Below are 24,305 nucleotides of genomic sequence, written 5' to 3' on the forward strand. Positions count from 1 at the left end.
GTTTGTATCGTGCAACCAATTTGCAGTGTCGTCATACAGATACTTGTCTATAAGTATACTTGTGTTTTACTTAAAAGAAGTAGAATATAATTAATTTTATATTAGTTAAAGTGTAGATAGTGTTTACTAATATGTACACTATATGGAACTTTTAAGTATAAATAGATTCAGTTTTGTTGTTTTTATTTTTATTATTTTTATAATTATTCTTATGGTAAGACCAATGATTAGATGTATACTATTTTAAGGCTTCTGTTTAGATAAAGTAGTTTTTGTAAGTATATTTAATATAATATTTTGTCAACTTCTTTATAGGTAAAATAATATACTATTAATTTAATTTTAATCTATCAGTTGTTTTATTAGGGGGTACGTTTAAATTTGTAGAAAATTATCTACGTTTTCTTAACCTAATTTTATCTTCATCTATGAGAAAATTTCTACTGGTGAGCTTACTTTTCGTATGCTGCCTCTGGGTTCCGTCGTGGGCTCAGGATAGGAAAATTTCGGGAAAGGTGGTTTCGTCGGAAGACGGCTCGCCTATGCCTGGGGTGTCAGTCGTGCTGAAGGGGACGACCAAGGGAACCAACACCGATGCACAGGGCGGATACACCCTGATGGCGTCTGGTAGTGATGTGCTGATTGTTAGCTTTGTGGGTACAGTTACACAACAAATTCCTGTCGGTAACCGGACAATCATTGATATCACACTGGAAAGTGATACCAAAAGTCTGCAGGAAGTTGTTGTAACTGCCCAGGGGATTGTGCGGGAAAAGCGGGCCCTGGGCTATGCTGTGACGGCGGTTGATACCAAGATGATACAGGACCGGCCACAGGCGGATGTTGGCCGGGTATTACAAGGGAAAGTACCGGGTGTAAATATCACGGCAACATCAGGGGTCTCCGGTACGGGTACAAACATTACCATTCGTGGCTATTCGTCAATTACCGGTTCGGTTCAGCCACTATTCGTGGTAGATGGTGTTCCGTTTAACTCAAATACGAACACGCGCGGGGGCTTTACCGGAGGCGGACAATCATCATCGAGCCGGTTCCTTGATCTAGATCCGAACAATATCGAAAATATAACCGTTCTGAAAGGCCTGGCCGCGACCGTAACCTATGGTGATCAGGGTAGGAACGGTGTAATTCTGGTAACAACTAAAAATGGGTCTAAGAAAGCCCGTAAAACGGAGTTTACACTTACTCAGTCTTATTTCACAAATCAGGCACACTTACCCAAATACCAAAATAAGTACGTAGGTGGTTTCCAGCAGAACCTTGGTTATTTCTTCAGTAACTGGGGACCGACGCTGGAGGAGGCGTCGATTTATCCGTCACAGAATACTAATACTGCATTAACCAATCACCCGTATGCGTTTTTGTCGGTAGCCGCAACACGGGCTGCTATGGCAGATTATGTGGCTTCCGTGAGTCCGTACAAAATGCAGATCTTCCCTAACAACATTAAGGATTTCTTCCGTACAGGGCAGATTGCTAATACTTCCCTTAATATTTCAGGCGGTGGTGAGAAGGTAAGCTATAATGTTTCGGCAGGCTATAACAATGAGCAGGGGTATATTCCGAATAACGGGCTGAAACGGTTGAATCTTGGCTTAGGGGTAAATGCGCAGATGACAAAAAGATTGTCAGTGAATACGTCAATCAACTTTGCCAATACCGATCAGTATTCTCCGCCGTTGAGCGCAGGTCAGGGGAATAATGCCAATGATTTCCCTTCGGTACTGGCCAACGTGATGTATACACCGCGTCAGGTAGACTTAATGGGGTGGCCGTATGAAAACCCTACAGACGGGAGCTCTGTCTATTTCCGTAGCGGTAACGATATTCCAAACCCAAGATGGGTATTGCAGAACTACAAGACCACAGGGAAAGTTAACCGTGTGTTCATGGCAACTACAGCCAACTATGATCTGGGGAAAGACCTGACGTTGCTCTACAAAGTTGGTCTGGATACATATGATGAAGTTCAGGAGTTTATGCTCAACAAGGGCGGTGTCCAGCTGGTAAACGGTCTGTATAACACGCTGAACTTCAAAAATACAATTTGGGACAACAGCGTCATCCTGTCATACAATAAGAGCGTAAGCGAAAAGTTCTCGTTCTCAGGAAAATTGGGCGGGAACCTGCGGAATGACCGCTTCAGCCTGTATAATGTGACAAGCCAGAACCAGTTAGCCAGAAACCTGTTCCGTCACTCAAACTTTATTGACAACGTCGCCTCAAACTTTACAAGCGAACAGACACGAATGGGTGTTTTCGGCGAAATCACAGCTGATTTCAACAACTATCTGTTCCTGAACCTTGCAGGCCGTAATGACTGGACATCTACTGTTGAGCGCGAAAACCGCCGCATTTTTTATCCTTCGGGTAGTGTCTCTTTTGTACCGACAACGGCAATTCAAGGATTACAGTCTGCCACGCTTAACTTCCTCAAACTACGGGCTGGTTACGGAACGTCGGCTGGTTTTCCTAACCCGTACAGTACCCGTAATATCCTGAATCAGAGTGCCCGTGGCTGGCTGAATAGCTCGGGGAATGCCGTGCAGACACACTCGGTAGATAACACGCTTGGTAACCCGAATCTGAAACCTGAGTTGCACACTGAGTATGAGCTGGGTCTGGAAGGTAAGTTATTTAACAACCGGATTGGCTTTGACATCACGGCATATCGTCGTATTACGAAGAATCTGATTACAAATTCACCGCTGGACGATGCAACCGGCTTTACGCAAACGACCATTAATATTGGCAAAATCAGAAACCAGGGGCTTGAGATGAGCCTGAACGGAACGGCAGTACGCCGTGGTGATTTTGCCTGGGATGTTACACTGACTTATTCACGGAACGAGCCAAAAGTACTGGATCTTGGCGGAACATTGCAGGAGGTTCAGGTCACAGGATTTGGAGCTGCTTTAGGTAACTACGCCATCGTCGGACAGCCATTTAATATTATAAAAGGTACCGGATTCCGTCGAAACGATAAGGGACAGTTCCTGATTGATGCCCAGGGCTACCTGCAGGCAACAACATCTCCGGTAATCCTTGGTGACCCTAACCCGGCGTTTGTTACGAGCTGGATCAATGACTTTAGCTATAAAGGTCTGACATTCAACTTTATGCTGTCATATCGCCATGGTGGTATTATGTATTCGTCTTCTGCAGGTGCATTGTTAGGCCGTGGTTTGACGGTTGATAACTCGCTGGAAGAGGGTTATGACCGTGCTCAAACCTATATCTTCCCTGGTGTGAAAGCAGATGGCACACCAAATGATATTCAGGTGACAGCTTCAGATGTCGGATTCAATAACGTTTATTTCTTCGGAGACGAGGGACGGATTTTTGATGCATCAACAATCCGTCTCCAGGAAGCCTCTGTGTCATACCAGCTGCCTAAAAAATTGGTTAGCAAGCTGCCCTTCAAAGGAGTATCGCTGGCTTTTACAGGAAACAACCTCTGGTACAAAGCTTTGTACATCCCTAAAGGTCTGAATTTTGATACCGATAACCTTGGTTTAGGGGTAGGCAATGGTCTGGGATTTGAGTTCCTGACAGGGCCAAGTGCCCGTCGGGTAGGCGGAACCTTGAAACTGACATTTTAATCAACGACTTTGGTCTATCAACGATATAAATTTTCTTAACCATGTTTAAAAGGCTAATAATACCACTTGTTGCAGTTATGTCGGTATTGGTTAGTTCTTGCAAGCTGGATTTGTTAGATAATCCGAATGCAGTAACTACAAGTAATACGGATATAAATTACTTACTGAATCAGATTGAAGTCAGTTATGCCGGCCACTTCAATCAGATGAGCGATCCGGGAATGCGCTTAACGCGTATGCTGAATCAGGGATCGGCTTTTTATGATAACGCCGTTGCTCCCGGCAACTTTAACGGCACCTGGACAACTGCTTATGCCGGTATTCTGAATGATGTGAAAGCATTAATTCCGCTGGCTGAAAAAAGTGAACTGTTCGTGCATGCAGGTATTGCCCGTACCATCCGTGCGTCGGTGATGGCTAACATGGTGGATGCTTTCGGGGATGTACCGTATGCTGAAGCGCTTGATCCGGCCAATTTTAACCCTAAAACAGACGCCGGAGCCAGTATTTATACCGCAGCAATTGCTGACCTGGACAAAGCTGTTGAAAACTTTAATGCAAAGTCAAAGGCAGGTGCTACCGGAGACCTTTATTATGGAGGGACTGCCGACAGCTGGATTCGTGCAGCAAATGCCCTGAAACTGAAATTACTGCTTAATCGCCGCCTGGTTGATAAAACAGGCTCAACATCAGGCATCAACGCCCTTATCGCTGATGGAAAACTGATCTCGACAGCTGCGCAGAACTTCGTGTTTAAATTTGGGACAAACCTGACAAACCCGGATACCCGTCATCCAAGATATTCCGGTCAGTACTCACCGACAGGAGGGGGGGATTACCAGTCAAACTCGTATATGGGTAGCATGTATCAGAGCAAAGGTTTCCAGGATCCGCGGATTCGTTTCTACTTCTATCGTCAGGTAACTGTAAATACGAAAGATGTAAACGAGTTACGGTGTATCACTAACCAGAAACCAGCTCATTACGGACCAAATGACGTTTTCTGCCTTCCAACCACAGTGGGCTATTGGGGACGTGACCATCTCAGCAACGAAGGTATTCCACCAGATGGATTAAGACGTACGGCGTGGGGCTTGTATCCTGCCGGCGGTCTATATGATAACGATGCCGGCCGGCCGGTATCATTGGGTGCCGGTGCCGGAGGGGCAGGTTTGCACCCGATTATGATGCGATCATTTATTGATTTTATGCTGGCAGAAGCGGCTATAACCTTAGGGACAACCGGCGATGCAAAGGCTTTATTGAAGTCTGCGGTTGAAAAATCAATGGCAGATGTACGGGCGATGGCGCTTGGAACAACAGAGGCCGGCAAGATCGCAACCTTCGAAGCTGACCAGAAAATCGTTTGGGCTGACGAAGTAACAAAGTATGTTAACCGGGTAATGGCTGACTATGACAATGCGGCAACACCGGATGCGAAGCTGAATGTGGTGGCCACAGAATACTGGTATGCATTGTACGGAAATGGTATTGAGTCATATAACCTCTATCGCCGTACCGGCAAGCCGGCCAACCAGCAGCCTGCGCTTGATCCGAACCCGGGTCAGTTTGCGCGTTCATATTATTATCCGACTTCCTTCATTGCCCGTAATGCGAATGCAAAACAAAAAGCAAACGTCGCTGTGCAGGTTTTCTGGGACAACAACCCTGCCGGATTCATTAAGTAGTTTGCTTACGTTTAACATGCAAAATTTAGCTCTATGAAACGCATAAAGATTTTTTTCATATTAGCAGCCGGCTGTTTGTCAATTATTTCATGTAAAACACAAATGATTGATAAGCTGGATGATTTTAACCTTGAGAGTGGAGGATACATGAGAACGGTATCTCCATATCCGGTTGCCGCTACAACATTTAATGTCAGTAAGGCAAATATGTCCGGTACAAAAATGGAGTTTGTGGCAGAGGCTGTTACGCCTGACAAAGGCGCACTGTTTGCCAGTTATGACCTGTCTATCCGGTTTATTGATGCAACCCCTGCCAACGGTGATAAAACGACAGCTGTTGTTGCTCTTAAATCGCTGGCCGCCAGTACGTTTGCTAAAGATCCGACAACTGGTTATCCGAGAGCAACAATCAGTGTAACAGGAACAGAAGCTTTAACGGCTACTAAGCTGACCGCAGCTGATGTGTCTGCCGGTGACCGGTTTGAAATAACAGCGGTAATGAAACTTACAAATGGTAAGTCTTATTCTGCTGCAAACACAGGTGTAAATATTACAGGGGGGGCATTTTATAGCTCACCGTTCCTCTATCGCCTGAACGTATTGCAATAATCGACCCTTTAGTTAGTCGGGTATCAATCCCGGAGCACCTTGTAAGGTGTTCCGGGATTTTTGTATTTTGGACTTGGGTATGAATTGAAATACACCGGCTGATCTAAACGTTTAGACTGGGTAAACAAATGCTCCACGAACGAATGAATAAGCGATTATATTGGCTATTGACCGTGCTGCTGCTCATGGCAGTGACAGTAAATGCGCAGGTAGAGTATGTAACAGACCGCCCGAGGGTTGATGATGTAAATGACCCATTGATTAAGATCCGGCGAATTGAACTCACGGATAAATACACAATAATCTACATGACTTTTCTGGAGGGAGAAGAAATCCCTGGCTTGAAGCTGCCGCCTGAGTTGAGCAATACTCCAAGAACAATCAATTTTCAGCCAGGGGCCAGGCTATATGCCGATCAGGGAGCACGATCATTCAAATTTATCAAAGCCGAAAATATTCCGACAGCCAGAAGCCGCAGTGTTGTGGAGGGAGAACGTGTTGATTTTGCTGTCTACTTCGAGCGGCTCGCTCCAGGCATCACAACCTTTGACCTATTTGAATGCAGTGACCGACGCCAGGCAAACACTATATGCTTTAATTTCTGGGGCGTTCATGTTATTAACCCTCGGAAGAAGCCGCCGGTAAACAGACCGAAACCGGCAACCCCAGCGCCTGCAAAACCGCCGGTACAGGCCAGACCGGCACCGGTAACTCCACCACCTGCGGATACGGTTGTTGCTGCCCCGATACTGGCGCTGAAGGGGACGGTGCTGGATCAGAAGACAAGGAAACCCGTTACTGCCAACATCAGTTACCGCCTGATCTCGGGAGCCGAAAGTACCGGTGGGGTGGCCGATTCGGTGCGCAGTCAGCCGGGCAGCGGGCAGTTTTCGATTAATGCCGAAGCCCTGTCTGTCTATGCGGTAACGGTATCGGCCAAAGGGTATTTTGGCCAGACTGATACGGTTACCGTGCTCAAATCCGATAAAGTGCATGATGTTAGTCTGGTGCCGATTGAGGCCGGTGCTAAAATCACTCTGAAAAATATTTACTTCAACGCCTCGAAATATGACCTGAAAATAGAGTCATTTCCGGAACTGGACCGGTTGCTGAAGGTAATGCGGGAGAATCCGGGAATGAGTATTCGGCTGGAAGGGCATACGGATATTCTGGGCGATTTCGACGCCAACGTTGAATTGTCGCGCAACCGGGTCAATGAGGTGAAGCGCTACCTCATTCAGAAAGGAATCGCGGCTGACCGTATCGAAACGGTTGGCTATGGCCCGTCGCGGCCGATCAATACGAATAAGAGCCTGAAAGAACGTCCTGAAAACCGCCGGGTCGAAATGGTGGTTATCAAGGCGTGAACGAGAACGTCGATATAACCAGCCTGTTTGCCCGGATTGAGGAAGCGGTACGGCCGTTTCCGAAAGCAGCTATGTTCGAACTGGCTGACCGGGGCTATACTACGGTTTTTGAGCAGCTGATGTCCTGCATCATTTCGATCCGGACTTTGGACGAAACCACGATACCGGTTTCGCTGCGGTTATTTGAGGTGGCCCGCACGCCGGAAAAGTTGCTGAAACTGGACGTGGAAACACTCACCCGGCTTTTGTCCGGAACCACGTATCCCGACCAGAAAGCCTATACCATGCTTGGCATCGCCCGTCGCGTAACCGACGAATTTGCCGGTCAGGTGCCTGCGGAGTATGCTGCCTTAACGTCGTTCAAAGGCGTGGGGCCGAAATGCGCGAACCTGACACTGGGCGTTGCAACCGGCCAGCCGGCAATCAGTGTGGACGTGCATGTGCATCGCGTGGTCAACCGCTGGGGTTTTGTGCATACCAGACAGCCCGAACAAACGTTAACCATACTGGAAGACCGCATCCCGCGTGACCGGTGGATAGATGTAAACCGACTGCTTATGCCTTTTGGTAAGTATATTTGTACGGGTACGCTGCCACATTGCTCAACTTGTCCTGTATCAGCTGAATGCGGGCGTGTTGGTGTGCTGAAACATCGGTAGCTTTCGGGCACAGATGCGGTCGTAGCCTGCTTCCTGTAATGCACAAAAAACATCTATGAAATTCTTATCCCGTCAAGTGAGTGCCTGGGTTGGCCTGTGGATGATTCTGCTGGTAGCGTCGTGTACGCCTAAAGACCCGAATCCGGCTAATTCGTATCTGGTCAGCAGCGAAAAAATTACCCAGCTGACCAAAGAACAGATTATTACGCAGATCACGCAGTCTGGTCTGGCGGCCGGTGTTCCGGTCAGCGCGTTTATTCAGAACGGATGCACGGTCTACCGGCTGACGTACCACACCAAAAACACTGATGGCACGGCCATTGATGCGTCGGGACTGGTACTGGTGCCCGACCGCTCGGGAGCGTTGTCGATGATGAGCGTACAGCATGGGACCATAACCACCAACAGCCAGGCACCGTCGGTATTCTCGGCAGGAGCAGAGGCCACGCTGGTTGGTCCGTTTGCGGCTGCGCTGGGCTACATTGTCGTGTATCCGGACTACCTGGGCTACGGTGCCAGCCAGCAGACCGAACACCCGTATGAACACCGTGAAAGCCTTGGGGCGACGAGTCTGGACATGCTGATGGCGGCGAAGGAGTTTGTCGCCACGAATGGCGTCAGCTGGAACAACAAACTCTACATTGCCGGTTATTCGGAAGGTGGTTTTGCGACGATGGCACTTCAGCAGAAACTGGAACAGCTGAGCAACAGTCCGTTTCAGCTGAAAGCGTCAAGTTGTGGTGCGGGAGCCTATGACAAGACGAATTTTACAAAGTATCTGGTTAATAATACCACAGCGGGAGCGCCTTCGGCCAATAGCCTGTATATCTGGGTACTGACAACCTACAACCGGCTATACAACCTGAAGCGGCCGATGACTGATTTCTTCAAAGAGCCCTATGCTACCCAGATTCAGGCTCAGGGACGGTCTGCATCGGTTGGTGTAAGCCTGAACACAATCATGACGGACAGCTTCAGGAAAGGCCTTAACGACGGCACGGATACCGGTTTCCTGACCGCCCTCAAGGATAACGACGTGTATAATTTCGTGCCGAAAACACCGACGCTGCTGACGCATGGTACAAGCGACCAGCTGGTGTTTTACCTGAATTCAGAAAACGCCTACAATGCCATGAAGGCTAAAGGGGCGACCAATGTTACGCTGACCCCTTTACCGGGTAAAGGCCACGATACGGCCCTGCCGGATTTCCTGCTGGCGACAATGCAGTTTTTCAGCGCGAATCCCTGATCAGATTAGCCGATATATTGCTTACAAAAAAGCCAGTCAATACGACTGGCTTTTTTGTATACATATTAATAAAAGCCTGGAAACGTTATGGACAAAAAAGAATATCTTGCTCCGTAATTCATCCACGATCTATTAGTCGCACCGTATGTTCTGCAACTCTACCTTACCGCACCGGTTTACGGCTGTTTTTTTGTTTTGCCTGCTTTGGGTAAATCTGTCAATTGCCCAGAAAAAGGAGGCCAGCGTAACCGACCCTGACATCCGATTCGGCAGAATCACGCCCGCTGATTTCTCACAGCAAGTAGCTAAAAATGACTCGACGGCCGAAGCCGTTGTGCTCTATGAACGGGGCGATGTTCACTTCTCTGTTGCCGGAAATGATATTCAGATTATTCTGGAATACCAGACCCGTATAAAAATCCGGCGCAAAGCCGGCTATGACCACGCAACGGTGGAAATTCCGTTGTTTAAGGGAAAAGGTGGTCCGGGAGAGTTTGTGAATAACATCGACGGATTTACCTATAATGAATCCGGTGGTACGATCCAGACCGATAAGCTTACCAAAGAGGGAGTATTTATCGAAAAGGTCTCAAACGAATTTTCAATCCAGAAGTTTACGCTGCCGAATGTACGTGAAGGCTCAATTATTGAGTACCGCTACCGGTTAACAACCCCGTTTTCGGTGAACCATAACCCGCGGACGTGGAAATTCCAGCAACGGATTCCGGTGCTCTGGAGCGAGTACCGGATCAATGTCTATGCATACTTCTATTACAAGATGATTATGGGTGGGTACCTGCAACTGGCGATTAACGAAAACGGGTCAACTGGCCAGTCTTACCGCTTTGTGGTACAAAATGCACCGGCATTCCGTGATGAAGCATTCATTACTACCCCGAACGACTATATCTCGAAAATTGATTTTGAACTGGCCAGCTATTCGATTCCGGGGTCTTTTCCGCGTAAAATATCGGTGAGTTGGGCCGATATGGATAAAACATTGCTGGCCGAAAGTTCCTTTTCGGGGCAGTTCAACGGGGCAGGTAGTTTTCTGAAAGATGCGGCCAGAGCTATCATCAAAACAAATCCCGATACGTTGTCACGCCTGCGGGCTGCCTGTCAGTTCATCAGCTCGCAGGTCATCTGGGATAAGTCGAACAGCTTTTTTTCGTATAGCATCAAAAAAGCCTTTGACGATCGCAAAGGCGATGCCGGAGATATTAATCTGATGCTGATTGCCTTGCTGCGGCAACTGGATTTACCGGCGAATCCGGTTATTCTCAGCACGCGTTCACACGGGCATGTGATGGAAGAATATGCGCTGCTGCGCCAGTTTAACTATGTGGTGGCCCATGTGATGGTAAACGGAAAAGACATGCTGCTGGACGCCACAGACCCGTTTCTGAAAACCGGTATGCTGCCATTTGAATGCCTGAACGGGCACGGGCGTCTGGTCGCCGGCCGCGACAGCCGGTTTTTGCCGATTGTACCGGTAGAACGCGAGGTTGAAGTCGCCGGCGGGGAGTTTACCATCAGCACCGGCGGCGACCTGAAAGGCACCCTGAAAAAAACGCATAACGGGTACAGCGGCCTGAAGCACCGCCGGGAGTATGTGGTAGACGGTGAAGCTAAATACCTGGAAAGTATCCGGAAAAGCCGGCCGGCCTGGCAGATCAACAAGGTTGCGTTTAACAACGTCAGCGAGGTTGAAAACGGCTTTGAGGCAACCTATATGCTGGAGATTCCGGATGGCTGCCAGCGCGCCGGTGACCGGATGTACATCAGGCCGATGCTGACCGAAGCGCGGTTTTCGAATCCGTTTAAGGAGCCGGAGCGTCTTTTTCCGGTGGATATGGGTGTACCGATGGATGAAACCTACTACACCACCTTTATACTGCCAGCCGGCTATGAAGTCGAAGAATCACCTAAGCCAATGGTGATGTCGTTGCCGGAAAACGAGGGCCGGTTTACGTATCAGGTCGCGGTTGATGGCAACCGGTTTACGGTTACCTCCCGCATGCTGCTGCGCAAAGGCCGGTTTTATGCAGAGCAGTACCAGATGCTGCGTGAGTTTTTTGATAAGGTCGTTGCCAAGCAGGCCGAACAGGTCGTAATCAAACGAACCGCTCCCGTAGCAGAAAAAAAATAATACAACCACCAGCCAGTCATGAATAAACACCCGTTTCGTTTCCTGCTGTTACTGGCAGGGACGTTGTCTGTTGGCGCGCCTGCATGGAGTCAGGACGAATACAAGGCATCGGCTATTCCGGAACCGTTAAAGGCCAATGCGCATGCCGTTGTCCGTCGCTCCCAAACCAGTTATACCGTAAAATCGCCGGGCGAAGCCGTTGAAAAGACCCATACCATCATCACCATTCTTGATAAGACCGGTGACCCGCATGCGATGCTGAGAGTGCCCTATGATAAACTCTCGAAGGTAAACAACATTGAGGGGACGCTCTATGATGCGGCCGGGAAGGTCGTCAAAAAGGTAAAGAAAAACGAGATCGTTGACTATAGCGCTACGGATGACGGGACCCTGTTCAGCGATAACCGGATGAAGATCGCGCAGTTTCCGAAGCAGAGCAGCTACCCGTATACGGTTGAGTTTACCATCGAGCAGACAAGCCGGAACCTGATGTTCTACCCGCAGTGGGCTCCGCAGGCCAAAGAATACCTGGCTGTCGAACAGGCATCGTTTGTGGTTGATATGCCGAAAGGCCAGGCGCTGCGTTACAAGGAATACAACATGGCGAAGCCGGTGCAGATCAGCGAGGACGGCAACCGGACGCTCTATCAGTGGTCGGTTGCCAACGTACTGCCGGTGGAGGAAGAGCCGTTTTCACCGGAAGCGCAGGAGTTTCTGCCGATTGTCTTAACGGCACCGGCCGAGTTTGAGGTGCAGGGGTATGAAGGTAAGCTACAGACCTGGGAGGATATCGGCCGGTTTTACTACAATCTGAATAAAGGCCGTGATGTCATTCCCGAGGAGTTGCGTCAGCAGGTTATCCAGCTGACGGCCGGAGAAAAAACAACGGCGGGTAAGGTAGCCAGCGTATATGCGTTTCTACAGAGCCAGACGCGCTATGTAGGGGTTCAGCTGGGTATCGGTGGCTGGCAGACGATAGAAGCCGGCAAGGTAGCTGCCAGTAAATACGGCGATTGCAAGGCACTGACTAACTACGCAAAGGCGTTGCTGAAGGCAATTAACATCCCGGCCTACGAAACCATTATCCGGGCCGGTAAGGATGCGGCTGATATCCACGCTGATTTTCCGGGGTTTCAGTTTAACCACGTGATCCTGTGCGTGCCCGACGGGCGCGATACGCTCTGGCTCGAATGTACGAGCCAGCATAATCCGCTCGGCTATATGGGTACGTTTACCGGCGGGCGCCATGCGCTGATTGTCTTGCCCGACGGCGGTAAACTCATACAGACGCCCGTCTACAAAGCGGCCGACAACCTGCAGCACCGGCGTATTCAGGTAGCTCTTCAGGACGACGGGGAAGCGAAAGCCGAGGTGCTGAGCGCTTATACCGGTATTCAGCAGGAGTCGTATTCGGATGTGATGAATTACCTGAGTCAGGCCGATCAGCGGAGCTGGGTAATCAAAAGTATACAGGTTCCGGCGTTTGAACTGGAGCAGTATGCGTTTAAGGCCGATCCTAAACGGATTCCGGTGGTCAGTGAAAAACTGTCGCTCCATGTCCGGCGGTGGGGTAACCCGAGCGGTACCCGGATGTTTGTGCCCCTCAACCTGATGTCGCACCTGCCGGCGGTAACGCCGATGGATAAGCCGAGGAAGTTTGCGCTGGTGCTGGGCCGCGAATACGAGTTTGACGATGCCGATACGATTACCTATCAGCTGCCGAAGGGCTATGCACCGGAGTTTATGCTGGAGCCGGTGACGATCGAATCAAGGTTTGGCCGCTACGCCGTTGCCGCTACCGTTAAGGGTGAAACACTGGTGTATACCCGTAAGGTAACCATGCACAGCGGCCGCTATCCGGCTACTGCCTATACCGAGTGGGTCGACTTCCGGAAGAAAATCGCGAAGGCTGACCGGGTACAAATGGTGTTTATTAAGAAATAATAACCGTAGAATCAGAATCTTTGGATAAACCAACCGCCTTTTGGCTTGTCAAAGATGACGTAACCACTACTTTCGTGGTGCCGATACGGCTAAAATTCGACATAGACGCATGAAACGATTCATTTTGCTGGCAGTGGCCATGCTGCCGCTGCTCTTAAGCCAATGTGGCGTTAATAAACAGGTTTCACAGGCCAAAGCACTCGGCGACTGCCGGTATTCCATAGTGTCGGCTGATTCTATTTTTGTGGCGGGGTACGATGTGCGCCAGTTCCGCAACCCCGAAGACCTGAATCCGCTGAAATTTCCGCGGATCGCCAGCGGGATTCTGACCCGCAGTGTTCCGCTGGATGCACGGATTAATCTGGACGTGCTGAATCCGACCAACCGGCTGGCGGCCATTAACCAGCTGGAATATAAAATTATTCTGGCGGGTACCGAGTTGTTCAGCGGTTTCCTGAACCAGCGTATTGAGGTGCCGCCGGGCGGCGGACGTACCCGTGTTCCGGTTCGGGTAAACGCCAACGCCTACCAGTTGCTGACCGACCCGAAAACGCGCGATGCTTTTACGGAGTTTCTGGGTAATCTGGCTGGTTCAGCCAATGCGAAACCAACGAAACTAACGATCAAAATCAAACCGACGCTGGATCTGGCCGGTAAGCAGGTGAACTACCCCGGCTACATTACCATTGATCAGGAAGTGACAAACAAGATTTTGTTAGGTCAGTAATCCATATTGCCTTGTTGCGAAGCCTGCACTTACACTAAGTGCAGGCTTTTTTGTTAACCCAATATTATGTGTGTTATTTTACGGGAAAATGTCAATCTGCTGATAAACAGCGATTTGATTATTTGCTGTTATTTTCCAATGTTAAGTTTTCATCGTTCTCTTAACATTGGCTTAACATTGCGTTAACTTTTTAGTAATATTGTACAGACGCTGACACAGGTGATGGCGGCAGAAAAACAATATAAAATCAGGAAAAAGACATGAAAAAAGTACTCACTCTAGCTGGTTGCATGGTATTATTGATGGCAGGCGCGTATGCCACTCCGCGGCATACACCCGTGAAAAAAGCGGAGCCGAAAGAGGCAAAGGCAATGCTGGAAAAGCAACTGTCGACCTACATTTCGTGTCCCGAAGAGTTACAGCAAACAAACCGTAACGGTGTCGTCGTGATTCAGTTTAATGTGAGCGATGAAGGCCGTATTTCAAAACTGCTTGTCCACTCAGGAAATGAGTCGGTAAATGCCAGTTTGATCAAGCAGCTTACAGGGCGTAAGGTCAACCTTCCCGATGCAGATCCGGAGCATACATATACGGCCCGTCTGCATTTTAACGTAGAAAAATAAGCCATGAACGTTGCCAGGCAAAAGGAGTAAGATCAGTTGTTCGGAAAACACGCTGGTCTTACTCCTTACTTTTTTTACATAATCTGGTGGCCGACAAACTGCGCGCCGTTATCCAGAATCAATCCGCCCCGGCGATATCCCAGTCCGCACGCTTCACCCGCAAAGAAAACCCCGGCCTGATAGGTGTTGCCGGCTTCATCTTTATTCAATTCAGTATACGCCTGATAAATCTTCGGATAGTCACCGTACTCCCCCTCAACGGCAAGGCGCTGACTGCCGTCGGCTTCCAGAATCCTGACATTAGCCCCTTCCCGGCCAAACAGTACCTTTTCGACCATCGGTTTGCCGGTTAGCGGTGTGGTGCCGGTTTCGAGCAGCAACGGGTGGTTCGGGAACAGCTCCCAAAGTACCTTCAGAATATATTTCGTCTGAAACAGCAGCGTATAGGCCGGATTCAGTACAATCACTTTCCGGCTGCGTACGGCTTCGGTCAGGATCGTTGTCAGTTCCGGTTCTTCTTCGGCAATGTATTCCCACGGAACGAGTTTAAACCAGTAATCGTAGCGTACAAACTTGCCGCTGATGCTGTCGTGCCGGAATACCCCGTCGGTTGCCGAAAATTCCACTTCATCGATATAGGCAAACGCTACATCGAAACCTGCCTCCCGTGCGGCTTCACCCAATACAGCAACGTTGGCATCATCCTCGGGGGCGTCGCGCATGGCCGACAGCAGCAGGCTCGGGTCCATGTCCGGATTTTGCTGCCGCAGATACCGGAACTGACTGACCAGCGTTTCGTATACGGCGTTGAATTGCTGCTTTTCATCGAGCTTGTTGGCTTTCAGGTGCGCATACTGCACAACGGCGGTTTCCGGAATGCAGGTGGCTGTATCGGCGTTGAATTCAAGGAGCTTGATTGGCTGATACCCGATACCCCCTGCCAGATCGAAACGTCCGTACAGGTGAATCTGCCGGTCATCGTCCCAGGTATAGCGGATGAGGTCAATCAGGTTCGCCGGAATACCCGCTTCCGCAAACCGGTTATGATCAATTATATGCTGCCCGGCCCTAATGTACATATCAAACAGCTGATTGGCCGCTTCGTAGTAGGCATCAGCCTCTTCCGGCGACACCACAACCTGTTCGTTGACCAGGTAGGGCAATGTATCGGTGCCCAGCATCCAGTCCCAGCCAATGTTATGCACTTGCTGATCCGGGCCTGTAGCCATTTTTCGTGTTAATACCATGTGGGTAGTACTAAGATTATGAAGAGAAACCACGGCTCATCCGGCTGAAGAAACCGCTGCGGCCACCGGACGGACGACTGCTGCTGACCCGTGACGTACGCACACTCTCGCGGACGCGGCTGCTCTGCTCATATACGCGCGGGCTGGCATAAAAACCGGAGCTGTACCGACGTTCATAGTCGCGGTATTGCGGGGCGGTTGACCGGCCGATCATATAGCCCAGCCCACCCCACAGCAGTGCATTGGCCAGACCATTGCTATGGTGCGTGTGATACGATGACGGATTGTTGAAATACGTACGGGTTGACGGATCGCTCTGGACCAGCCGGCGGGCGGCTTCAACGCTCAGCGTATCGCGGTGCCCGTCGTGGTAGTTGACAATGGCACCGGCTTTTGAGGGGTCAACCTGTACCTCGTCGGTAATTCTGAAATTGCCTGGTGAGTTTTCCGTGATATAGGTCATTACACCTTTACCGAAACGATCCGATGATCCCGACGATTCATAGGTCGAATCACGGTTGTCGTCGCGGTTATTGCCGCAGCTTTGCAGCACAGCCGTACTGCTGAGCAGAGCAAGGCTGAGGGTAGTGCCAATCGAAATGTCTTTAATCTGTCGGATGATAGCCCTGCGGCGTAGCGGTGTCATAGCGTTTAAGAAGTCGTTCTGCTGCTAAACTACCGCATTAGGGCAGGGGTTGCAAGAAATTAGGGATGAACAGATCGCAGCATGGCCAGACGGTTGAAAAACCGGCTTGATTATCAGGGTAAAAATCGGCAGAAACAGAAAACCCTTCCGCTGCCGAAACAGGGAAGGGGCATTTTTTATAGCGAGAGAATAAATGCTGGTTTAGCTTAGAACACCCGGTTGCGGTTACCGAACAGGAACGTCAGACCGGCCGAAACACTGACAAACGAGATCGGTTTCAGGCTGGAATACGTCGCTGTCTGTTCACGGTCGAAGCCCGAAGAACTGGATGTCGTCATTTCGCTGAATGTAACTTTTGAGTGGCTATAGTCGGTGTTTACCTGCACGGCAAAGCTGGTGCCTAACCGATAGCGTACCGTTAGACCGGTGCCGTAGGCCGTGGCTTTCGACAGGGCTGAGTTTGTGCGGACCGCAATCGGAATATCTCCGAAGCTGCCTTCCATCGACGTGGCAGGGCATGTAGCCGTCAGCTGACCGGCCATGGCCCGTACATCAATAGTAAACAGCCCTGCCGGAATGCTCACATAAGGTCCGGCCATCACCGTACTCAGCGACCACTGACCGGCTTTTGCCGACCACGAGGAGCCATCTGCTTTATAAACCAGATCTAACATGCCCGAGGCATCCATCTGGTTGCGGGTGCGCTCATAGCGAACCATCAGGCCAACCGGTCCGGCAACACGATAGCCTGCCGAGGCGTTGCTGGTAAACCCTTTGAGGGCCATGCCAGCCAGGTCATTCTGAGATGATTTATTGCTGAAGTTTCCTGTTGGCAAGCTCACCCCTCCGTTCACGTTCAAAAAACCGTTTTTGCTTTGATGGTTCAAAATGAACGCTTTCTGCGCATACAACTGACCGCCAATCAGCAAACCAATACCAATAAGTACAATCCGTTTCATACCTGATTTTGTCTTTACATCCTGAGTTAAGGCTGTTTAACCGAATCAGTACAAATACAATGCCACGTTTACAAAACCTTTCCTAATCCATGAAGTTTATATATTCAGATGCTTAGTTACCAGCTGTTTTTTGTACCGGTTGCTGAGTTGCTGATTGTTCTGTAGTAGTATTGACTACGAAACAAGCTGCAAATCAGTAACTAACAGTAATCAGGGATGAACTAACCGTCTTTTAAATCATCAACGTTATGCCAAATTCATCAGCCCTTTCCGATGGCGCTCAGCAGGCCAATATGGTCTCAAACGAGAATGCCGAATCAATGTACGGTGCCGACCAGGCCGAAACCAATATGGTAAAACTGGTCGATGGACGTCTGCAGCCTATTGGCGATACGCACGACGATGTGCAGGACGAACAGCTCCGGAATCGCTATAGCAGCGATGAAGAACGCGCGCTGCAAAGCTTTGACGAAAATTCTGACGATACTACATACGAACGCTCGGCGGCAGCCCTGCGGGTCGGTAACGGGTTTGAACAAACCGAAAACGATTCAGACGAACCGCGCATCGCCGAAGCCGGCATTACCGACAATCCCGAGGCCGGCACAACGGTTGAGGCCGGTGATGAGGATGAGGTGACGCCTACCGCCGGTTACTGGACCGTAAACAGTACCATGCCGGTACGGGGTGATATGGTGCCTCCGTCGCCATCGCCGTCGGTGCCTGACCCGAACAATCCAGTACCACCGGCCCCGGATACGCCGCAGCCTCCGGTACCGCACGACCCGCAGCCGGAACTGCCAACGCCAAACCCGATGCCGAATACGGAACCCGAAATCCAGGATCCGACACAGCCCGGCCGCTCGCATGAAATAAATGCGGTCGCTGTAGATGGCAGCGACGTAACCTTTACCTCGACCTATTTCGGTATCGAACTGCCCGGGAAGGCAATCCCGAAAAATAATCCGCCGGTAGGTCATGACGAAATTGAGCCGGAAAAGGTGAAACCCGGCGAAGCCCTGACCGGTAATACCATGATTCCTGGTATGGAAGATGTCGGTATGGAAGAAGATCCGGAAACCGGTGATTCATCGCACCCGTATGAAGTCGATGCCCATGTACCGACTGACTATCAGTCAAGTGAACGGCCGCAGGAAGCTGCACAGCTTCAGACGCAACCGCGTGAAATGCTGGACGAAGCCTCGGTAAAAAAGGCGGATATGGACGAAGATCCGGACGTTTCGCCGGCTGACGGTAAGTCAACGGATAATCTTGACCGGAATTACAACGATCCGGAAATTGCCCGCGAAATGGCGACATAGCCGGATTTAGTAAATATTCAGTAAATAGGGTTGAAACCCTGCGCGAAAGAGCTTAAATTTTGGCCCGGAAGCGTAGGCTTTCAACCCTGTTTTCTTTTATAGCAAACCAAATCTGGTAAACCGATGAAACGACTTTCTTTCCTTATCTCAGGTGTATTGGCAGTTGCTGTGTTTATTGCAGCAACAACGGCCACGAAACCTGGTAAATGGACGACGCTTTTTGATGGAAAAGAAATTAAAGGCTGGCACAGCTACCACAAAGACAAGGTAGTCGGCTGGTCGATAGAGGATGGTGCGCTGACACCGGATGGTACGGGCGGCGACCTGGTAACCGACAAGGAATACGGCAACTTCGATCTGGAGTTTGAGTTTAAGATTCCGCCAAAAAGCAACAGCGGGGTGGTATACAAAGTAATTGACGATGCGCAGATTAAGTCAACCTATATGTCCGGGCCCGAGTTTCAGGTCATTGATGATAAGGGATACCCGCTGGGCAATGGTGCCAAGCTGAAAGGTAGTCAGCTGACCGGTGCCAATTACGATATTTATGAGCCGGCCGATATGAACGCTGTTAAGCCCGCCGGCGAATGGAATACAGGCCGGATTGTGGTGGATAACAGCCACGTACAGCATTTCGTGAACGGGAAAAAGGTAGTTGACTACGAGTACGGCACCGATAAGTGGAAGGCCGACGTAGCGAAGAGCAAATTTGCCAGCTGGCCATATGCCACGGCCCATGCCAAAGGGAAAATTGCCCTGCAAAACCACAGCCCTGACGAGAAAGTCTGGTACCGCAACATCCGCATCCGCGAATTGTAGCCCTGTAAAACGGAATGATATTCCGTTCTGTGAGTAAAAAACATAGAACGGAATATCATTCCGTTTTACACTTTACCTGGGGTAAATCTTCGATGGCGTCTGCTTTTTCCGGAAAGCCCCTTGCCTTATGAAATCCTTTTCTATATCGTGTTTGCTGCTCGTGTTGGCCGCCTCAGCTGCGTATGCCCAGAAGAGGTCTTCGGAATCAACCACACCGGCGGTGCAGCAATTTGTTCATTCGCTGAATCCCGAACAGCGGCAACTGGCGGTATTTGCCTTTGACGACCAGGAACGGTATAACTGGTTTTACGTACCCCGCGAACGAAAAGGCCTGCCGATTAAAAAAATGACGCCGGAGCAGCGTACGGCAGCTATGCAGGCGCTACAGACCCTGCTCAGTCAGACCGGCTATCAGAAAGTAACCTCCATTATTGATCTGGAAAATGTCCTGCGTGTTGTGGAGAACCGCCCGCCCAACGACACCTACCGCGATCCTGAAAACTACTATTTTACCATCTTCGGTGATCCCGACCAGGCCAAAGCCCCGTGGAGCTTCCGGATTGACGGACACCACGTGGCCCTTCAGTTTCAGCTGCTGAACGGGAAAATCATTGGCTTCACACCGGCCTTTATGGGTAGCAATCCGGGCATTGTCCGGGCCGAGGTGCCGCAGAAAGGTAAATTTATCCTGCAACAGGAGGCCGATCTGGCCTACAAACTGCTGAATGCACTGACGGAAGAGCAACTGAAGAAAGCCGTTATTTCAGAACGGTGTCCGGGCGATATCGTAACCACCAATACCCGGAAAGCCAGTATTGACAAGAAGGAGGGAATTCCCTACGGTGAATTAACCGGTGCGCAGCAAAAAGCGTTTCTGCAATTGCTGGGGACGTACCTCGATAATTACCATGTGACGCTGAAGAACCAGCAACTGGATAAACTCAAGCAGGCTGGACTGGATCAGCTGGTATTTGCCTGGGCGGGCGACCGCGAGCCGGGTTTCGGGCCGGGGAAGGGTCAGTACTACCGGATTCACGGCCCGACGATCCTGATCGAATACGATAACAGCCAGAATCAGGCAAACCATATCCATTCAGTAGTCAGGGACTTAACCAATGATTTTGGCGAAGATATGCTACGCATACACTATGAACAGCAGCATAAATAGCGTACAGTCAGGGAATCCGGCCGGACTATGGGTGAGAAACCGGAAAGGGTGCTGATGCAATACATAAAATAATTTACCTTTGCGTATTAATCAGACAAATTTGCCTACTAATGCCATATCTTTTCACGTCCGAGTCTGTTTCTGAAGGACACCCTGATAAAGTAGCCGACCAGATCTCCGATGCACTAATTGACCATTTCATGGCTTTTGACCCATCAAGCAAGGTTGCTTGCGAAACGCTGGTAACAACCGGACAGGTTGTATTGGCAGGTGAGGTTAAAACCAACACGTATCTGGATGTACAGAAGATCGCCCGTGATGTAATCCGTAAAATCGGTTACACCAAGAGCGAGTACATGTTCGAAGCCAACTCATGCGGTATCCTTTCGGCTATCCATGACCAGTCGGCCGACATTAACCAGGGCGTTGACCGTCAGGTAACGACGGAAGATTTTGAAACATTAGCCAACGCACAGGGAGCCGGTGATCAGGGAATGATGTTTGGTTTTGCTACCCGCGAAACGGACAATTATATGCCGCTGGCGCTTGATCTGGCCCACAAAATCCTGCAGGAACTGTCATACATCCGTAACCACGACAGCAACATCATGTCGTATCTGCGGCCGGATGCCAAGTCACAGGTAACGATTGAATACAGCGACGACCACCGGCCTATCCGGATCGATACCGTTGTTGTATCAACACAGCACGACGACTTTGCTGATGATGCAGCCATGCTGGAGCGTATCCGCGAAGACGTGATCAACATCGTTATTCCGCGCGTGAAGGTGAAGCTGAAAGCAGAATTGCAGGAGCTCTTCAACGACGATATTACGTATTACATTAACCCAACCGGCAAGTTCGTAATCGGTGGCCCGCACGGCGATACGGGTCTGACCGGCCGGAAAATCATCGTAGATACTTACGGTGGTAAAGGCGCTCACGGTGGTGGTGCGTTCTCGGGTAAAGATCCGTCGAAAGTTGACCGTTCGGCTGCCTATGCAACCCGTCACATTGCGAAAAACATGGTAGCTGCCGGTCTGTGCGATCAGGTGCTGGTACAGGTTTCGTATGCGATTGGTGTGGCGAAGCCTTGTGGTTTGTTTATCGACACGTACGGTACGGCGAAAGTTGACCTGACTGACGGCGAAATCGCCCGGAAGATCGAGAAGATTTTTGACATGCGTCCGTACGCCATCGAAAAACGCCTGAAACTGCGTAACCCGATTTATTCAGAAACAGCTGCTTATGGGCACATGGGCCGTCAGAATCAGATTGTGAAGAAGTCATTCGCACAAAACGGCGAAACGAAGGTGCTTGAAGTGGAACTGTTCACGTGGGAGAAACTGGACTACGTCGACGCGATCAAAGAATCGTTTAATCTTTAGTTGCGTTTCAGTTAATAAAACAAGAAGGCTGCCTTAAGTGATTAAGGCGGCCTTCTTTATTCAGGATCAGGAATAATCAGAGGTCATCTATTTCTTCAGTCTCTTCCACCTCCATGCGCTCCCGCGCTTCGGCGATGGCCGGACTTGAGAAGTCATTCCGTTTCTCTTTTGTGCGGACAAGTTTGTCCTTCAGGACTTCAAGGACGCGGTCTGTGGCGCTCTCAAATGACTTGTCGCGCTCGGTTACAAAGAGGTCTTTACCGGGGATGTGTAACCGGACTTCGATGATTTTATCTTTTACTTTATTGGTTTCAGAACCTTCTAATTTCAAAAACACTTCACCGCCGGTTATCCGGTCATGGAAGGTTTCTAATTTATTCAGTTTTTTCTGAATGAACTCAAGCAGCTTCTGGTCGGCTGCGAAATGAACAGCATGAATTTGCAGTCTCATATCCACGATTGTTAAAGTGAAACATAAACCGTTGGACTACCTAAGTTTGACAAAAATGATACATGAGTCAATAGCACACGGGAAATGTCCAACTACGTTTCACGCAAAGAATTATAAAAAAGGGATAACTCTTTCTCTACAATATGATTTGCTAAAGGGCGTGAAACATCGAAAAGTGCAAATTCTTCTAAAAGTATAATTTCATGTGTGCTAATTTTGGGCCATATGGCCCAAACAGATAGTTTTTTAATTCTTATTGTATGCTCCGCTTCCTTATTAGCCGGTTTTATTGATGCTGTGGTAGGGGGAGGAGGGCTGGTTCAGATTCCGGTATTATTCATTTTATTTCCGCAGTTTCCGGTGCCGCGCGTGGTCGGAACCAACCGGTTTTCGTCTTTCATGGGTACTGCCGTAGCGGCCAGTCAGTATATCCGGAAAGTGGAGGTTCCGTGGCGTGCAGTTACATGGGCAGCGGTTGGGGCGGCGGTCATGTCATATACCGGCGCGCAGATTTCGAGCCTGATCAGTGCGGCTGTACTGAAACCCGTCATTCTTGTCCTGATGACAGCCATTGCTATCTACACCTATCAGAATAAAAATCTTGGTCAGGAGGAACGACTGCGGGTATCGCCGGAGCGGTTGCCATATTACAGCCTGCTGGTTGGGATGGTCATCGGTTTTTACAACGGTTTTGTCGGGCCGGGAACGGGGAGCCTGCTGGTGTTTGGCTTTGTCAGTATCATTGGCTTTGACTTTCTGCGGTCATCAGCAACGGCGAAGATCATCAATGTTGTTGCCGATGTCTCGTCGCTGAGCTTCTTCATCATGAATCACCACATCGCCTATGAACTGGCCTTACCGATGATGGCCTGCAACATGCTGGGCTCGTATATCGGTAGCCGGACCGCCATTTTTCGCGGTAGCTCGTTTATCCGTATGCTGTTTCTGGTTGTAGTCTTTGGTCTGATTTTCCGCTTTGGCTATGAGATTATTGATGGGTGGCTGCGGTAACCTGTATACCTGTTACCTGCTTACGATTTTCCGTCATAAGTAGGTTATTTCATTTTAAAATAGCTTACTACTATGAAGAATCTGGTTTATTGTCTGTTAGGCTTGGTAATGATGAGCTGGACAGCGGGGTGTAAAGATGAGGCTGCCTCAGTTGTAACGAAAGCAGATGATCTGAAAGGAACCTGGGTATTGAAAAATGTACTGATGGGGGATGCGATGGATGCCGCTTGCGGCTTTATGAACGAAGGGAAAGTGCAGGAGATGAATGTGACGTTTACGCAGGAGAGTGCCGGTGATAAAGGAGAGTTAAAACTCTACGGGCAGTCATCCGTCAATTCTTTTTCAGGGAGTTATACTATTGATTCATACGATGCTGCCGCCAAAACAGGCAAACTGAAGATAGGGGTTTTGGCGGTAACAAAAATGGGCTCCCCAAATGCAGAGTTTATGAATTGCGAAACAAGATACCTAACCTATTTGTCGAAAGCGGTAGATTTCAGCATTAACGCTAACGGCCAACTGGAGTTAAGCAATACGGTAAAACTGACTGGTAGTGGATCACCAATCGGCGAGTCCTATAAAAGTGCCCTCTACTTTAGTAAGGCTGCTGCGACGGGAAAGTAAAGCAGGCTGTTTTTTTATGTCAGGATGACAAA

20 protein-coding genes are annotated in these 24,305 nt (G+C 49.6%); 16 read left to right on the plus strand and 4 right to left on the minus strand.

The features are described from left to right. Positions 1-428 precede the first annotated feature (428 nt). The 10 genes from AC23NW_RS07905 to AC23NW_RS07950 all read left to right on the plus strand — a co-directional run bounded on the left by AC23NW_RS07905 (position 429) and on the right by AC23NW_RS07950 (position 14,638). Positions 429-3,623, plus strand: a complete 3,195-nt coding sequence (locus AC23NW_RS07905) for a SusC/RagA family TonB-linked outer membrane protein (RefSeq protein ID WP_487448741.1) — start codon at positions 429-431, stop codon at positions 3,621-3,623. Between the two features lie 236 nt (positions 3,624-3,859). Continuing rightward, positions 3,860-5,311 (plus strand): SusD/RagB family nutrient-binding outer membrane lipoprotein, encoded by a 1,452-nt coding sequence (locus tag AC23NW_RS07910; RefSeq protein WP_487448743.1) that lies wholly within the window; start codon positions 3,860-3,862, stop codon positions 5,309-5,311. A 33-nt stretch (positions 5,312-5,344) separates the two neighbouring features. Then, positions 5,345-5,920, plus strand: coding sequence for a hypothetical protein (locus AC23NW_RS07915; protein ID WP_487448744.1), 576 nt, complete (start codon positions 5,345-5,347; stop codon positions 5,918-5,920). A 143-nt stretch (positions 5,921-6,063) separates the two neighbouring features. Then, the gene (locus AC23NW_RS07920) at positions 6,064-7,287 is read left to right on the plus strand and encodes an OmpA family protein (RefSeq protein ID WP_487448746.1); all 1,224 of its coding nucleotides are present in this window, start codon (positions 6,064-6,066) and stop codon (positions 7,285-7,287) included. Beyond that, a complete protein-coding gene (locus tag AC23NW_RS07925) occupies positions 7,284-7,946 on the plus strand; it encodes an endonuclease III domain-containing protein (RefSeq protein WP_487448747.1) in 663 nt (220 codons plus the stop codon). Before AC23NW_RS07920 ends, AC23NW_RS07925 begins: the two co-directional genes overlap by 4 nt. A 55-nt stretch (positions 7,947-8,001) precedes the next feature. Continuing rightward, positions 8,002-9,195 (plus strand): alpha/beta hydrolase family protein, encoded by a 1,194-nt coding sequence (locus AC23NW_RS07930; RefSeq protein ID WP_487448749.1) that lies wholly within the window; start codon positions 8,002-8,004, stop codon positions 9,193-9,195. A 145-nt stretch (positions 9,196-9,340) separates the two neighbouring features. Continuing rightward, a complete protein-coding gene (locus AC23NW_RS07935) occupies positions 9,341-11,344 on the plus strand; it encodes a DUF3858 domain-containing protein (protein ID WP_487448750.1) in 2,004 nt (667 codons plus the stop codon). A gap of 18 nt (positions 11,345-11,362) precedes the next feature. After that, positions 11,363-13,288: a DUF3857 domain-containing protein gene (locus tag AC23NW_RS07940; RefSeq protein WP_487448752.1), complete on the plus strand. Its 1,926-nt coding sequence runs from the start codon at positions 11,363-11,365 to the stop codon at positions 13,286-13,288. Positions 13,289-13,397: 109 nt separating this feature from the next. Continuing rightward, entirely contained in the window at positions 13,398-14,015 is a 618-nt protein-coding gene (locus tag AC23NW_RS07945) for an LEA/WHy family protein (RefSeq protein ID WP_293835296.1), read from the plus strand. A 260-nt stretch (positions 14,016-14,275) separates the two neighbouring features. Then, positions 14,276-14,638: a hypothetical protein gene (locus AC23NW_RS07950; protein WP_293835298.1), complete on the plus strand. Its 363-nt coding sequence runs from the start codon at positions 14,276-14,278 to the stop codon at positions 14,636-14,638. A 74-nt stretch (positions 14,639-14,712) separates the two neighbouring features. Here AC23NW_RS07950 and AC23NW_RS07955 read toward each other — a convergent pair whose 3' ends face one another. From AC23NW_RS07955 to AC23NW_RS07965, 3 genes are all read right to left on the minus strand, one after another. Beyond that, positions 14,713-15,885, minus strand: a complete 1,173-nt coding sequence (locus AC23NW_RS07955; protein WP_487448754.1) for a glutathionylspermidine synthase family protein — start codon at positions 15,883-15,885, stop codon at positions 14,713-14,715. A gap of 16 nt (positions 15,886-15,901) precedes the next feature. Beyond that, the gene (locus AC23NW_RS07960) at positions 15,902-16,531 is read right to left on the minus strand and encodes a Cj0371 family chemotaxis-regulating polar lipoprotein (RefSeq protein WP_293835304.1); all 630 of its coding nucleotides are present in this window, start codon (positions 16,529-16,531) and stop codon (positions 15,902-15,904) included. 206 nt (positions 16,532-16,737) lie between these two features. After that, positions 16,738-17,490, minus strand: coding sequence for a hypothetical protein (locus AC23NW_RS07965; RefSeq protein WP_487448755.1), 753 nt, complete (start codon positions 17,488-17,490; stop codon positions 16,738-16,740). Between the two features lie 248 nt (positions 17,491-17,738). Between AC23NW_RS07965 and AC23NW_RS07970 the strand changes: the two genes are divergently transcribed. The 4 genes from AC23NW_RS07970 to metK all read left to right on the plus strand — a co-directional run bounded on the left by AC23NW_RS07970 (position 17,739) and on the right by metK (position 22,187). After that, positions 17,739-18,812, plus strand: coding sequence for a hypothetical protein (locus AC23NW_RS07970; protein WP_487448757.1), 1,074 nt, complete (start codon positions 17,739-17,741; stop codon positions 18,810-18,812). Positions 18,813-18,935: 123 nt separating this feature from the next. After that, positions 18,936-19,631: a 3-keto-disaccharide hydrolase gene (locus AC23NW_RS07975; protein WP_487448758.1), complete on the plus strand. Its 696-nt coding sequence runs from the start codon at positions 18,936-18,938 to the stop codon at positions 19,629-19,631. Between the two features lie 127 nt (positions 19,632-19,758). Further along, a complete protein-coding gene (locus tag AC23NW_RS07980; RefSeq protein WP_487448760.1) occupies positions 19,759-20,799 on the plus strand; it encodes a DUF3500 domain-containing protein in 1,041 nt (346 codons plus the stop codon). A 110-nt stretch (positions 20,800-20,909) separates the two neighbouring features. Continuing rightward, complete coding sequence (gene metK, locus AC23NW_RS07985; RefSeq protein WP_293845173.1) at positions 20,910-22,187, plus strand: methionine adenosyltransferase; 1,278 nt, start codon at positions 20,910-20,912, stop codon at positions 22,185-22,187. A 76-nt stretch (positions 22,188-22,263) separates the two neighbouring features. Here metK and AC23NW_RS07990 read toward each other — a convergent pair whose 3' ends face one another. After that, positions 22,264-22,638 carry an HPF/RaiA family ribosome-associated protein gene (locus tag AC23NW_RS07990; protein WP_487448762.1) on the minus strand — a complete coding sequence of 125 codons (375 nt, stop codon included), beginning with the start codon at positions 22,636-22,638 and terminating at the stop codon, positions 22,264-22,266. A gap of 225 nt (positions 22,639-22,863) precedes the next feature. Between AC23NW_RS07990 and AC23NW_RS07995 the strand changes: the two genes are divergently transcribed. Together AC23NW_RS07995 and AC23NW_RS08000 are read left to right on the plus strand one after the other, a co-directional pair. Next, positions 22,864-23,649, plus strand: coding sequence for a sulfite exporter TauE/SafE family protein (locus tag AC23NW_RS07995; RefSeq protein ID WP_487448763.1), 786 nt, complete (start codon positions 22,864-22,866; stop codon positions 23,647-23,649). A 72-nt stretch (positions 23,650-23,721) separates the two neighbouring features. Next, positions 23,722-24,273 (plus strand): META domain-containing protein, encoded by a 552-nt coding sequence (locus AC23NW_RS08000; RefSeq protein WP_487448765.1) that lies wholly within the window; start codon positions 23,722-23,724, stop codon positions 24,271-24,273. The last annotated feature ends 32 nt before the right edge of the window (positions 24,274-24,305 follow it).

The sequence above is a fragment of the Arsenicibacter sp. R0_47 genome, from assembly GCF_057652235.1.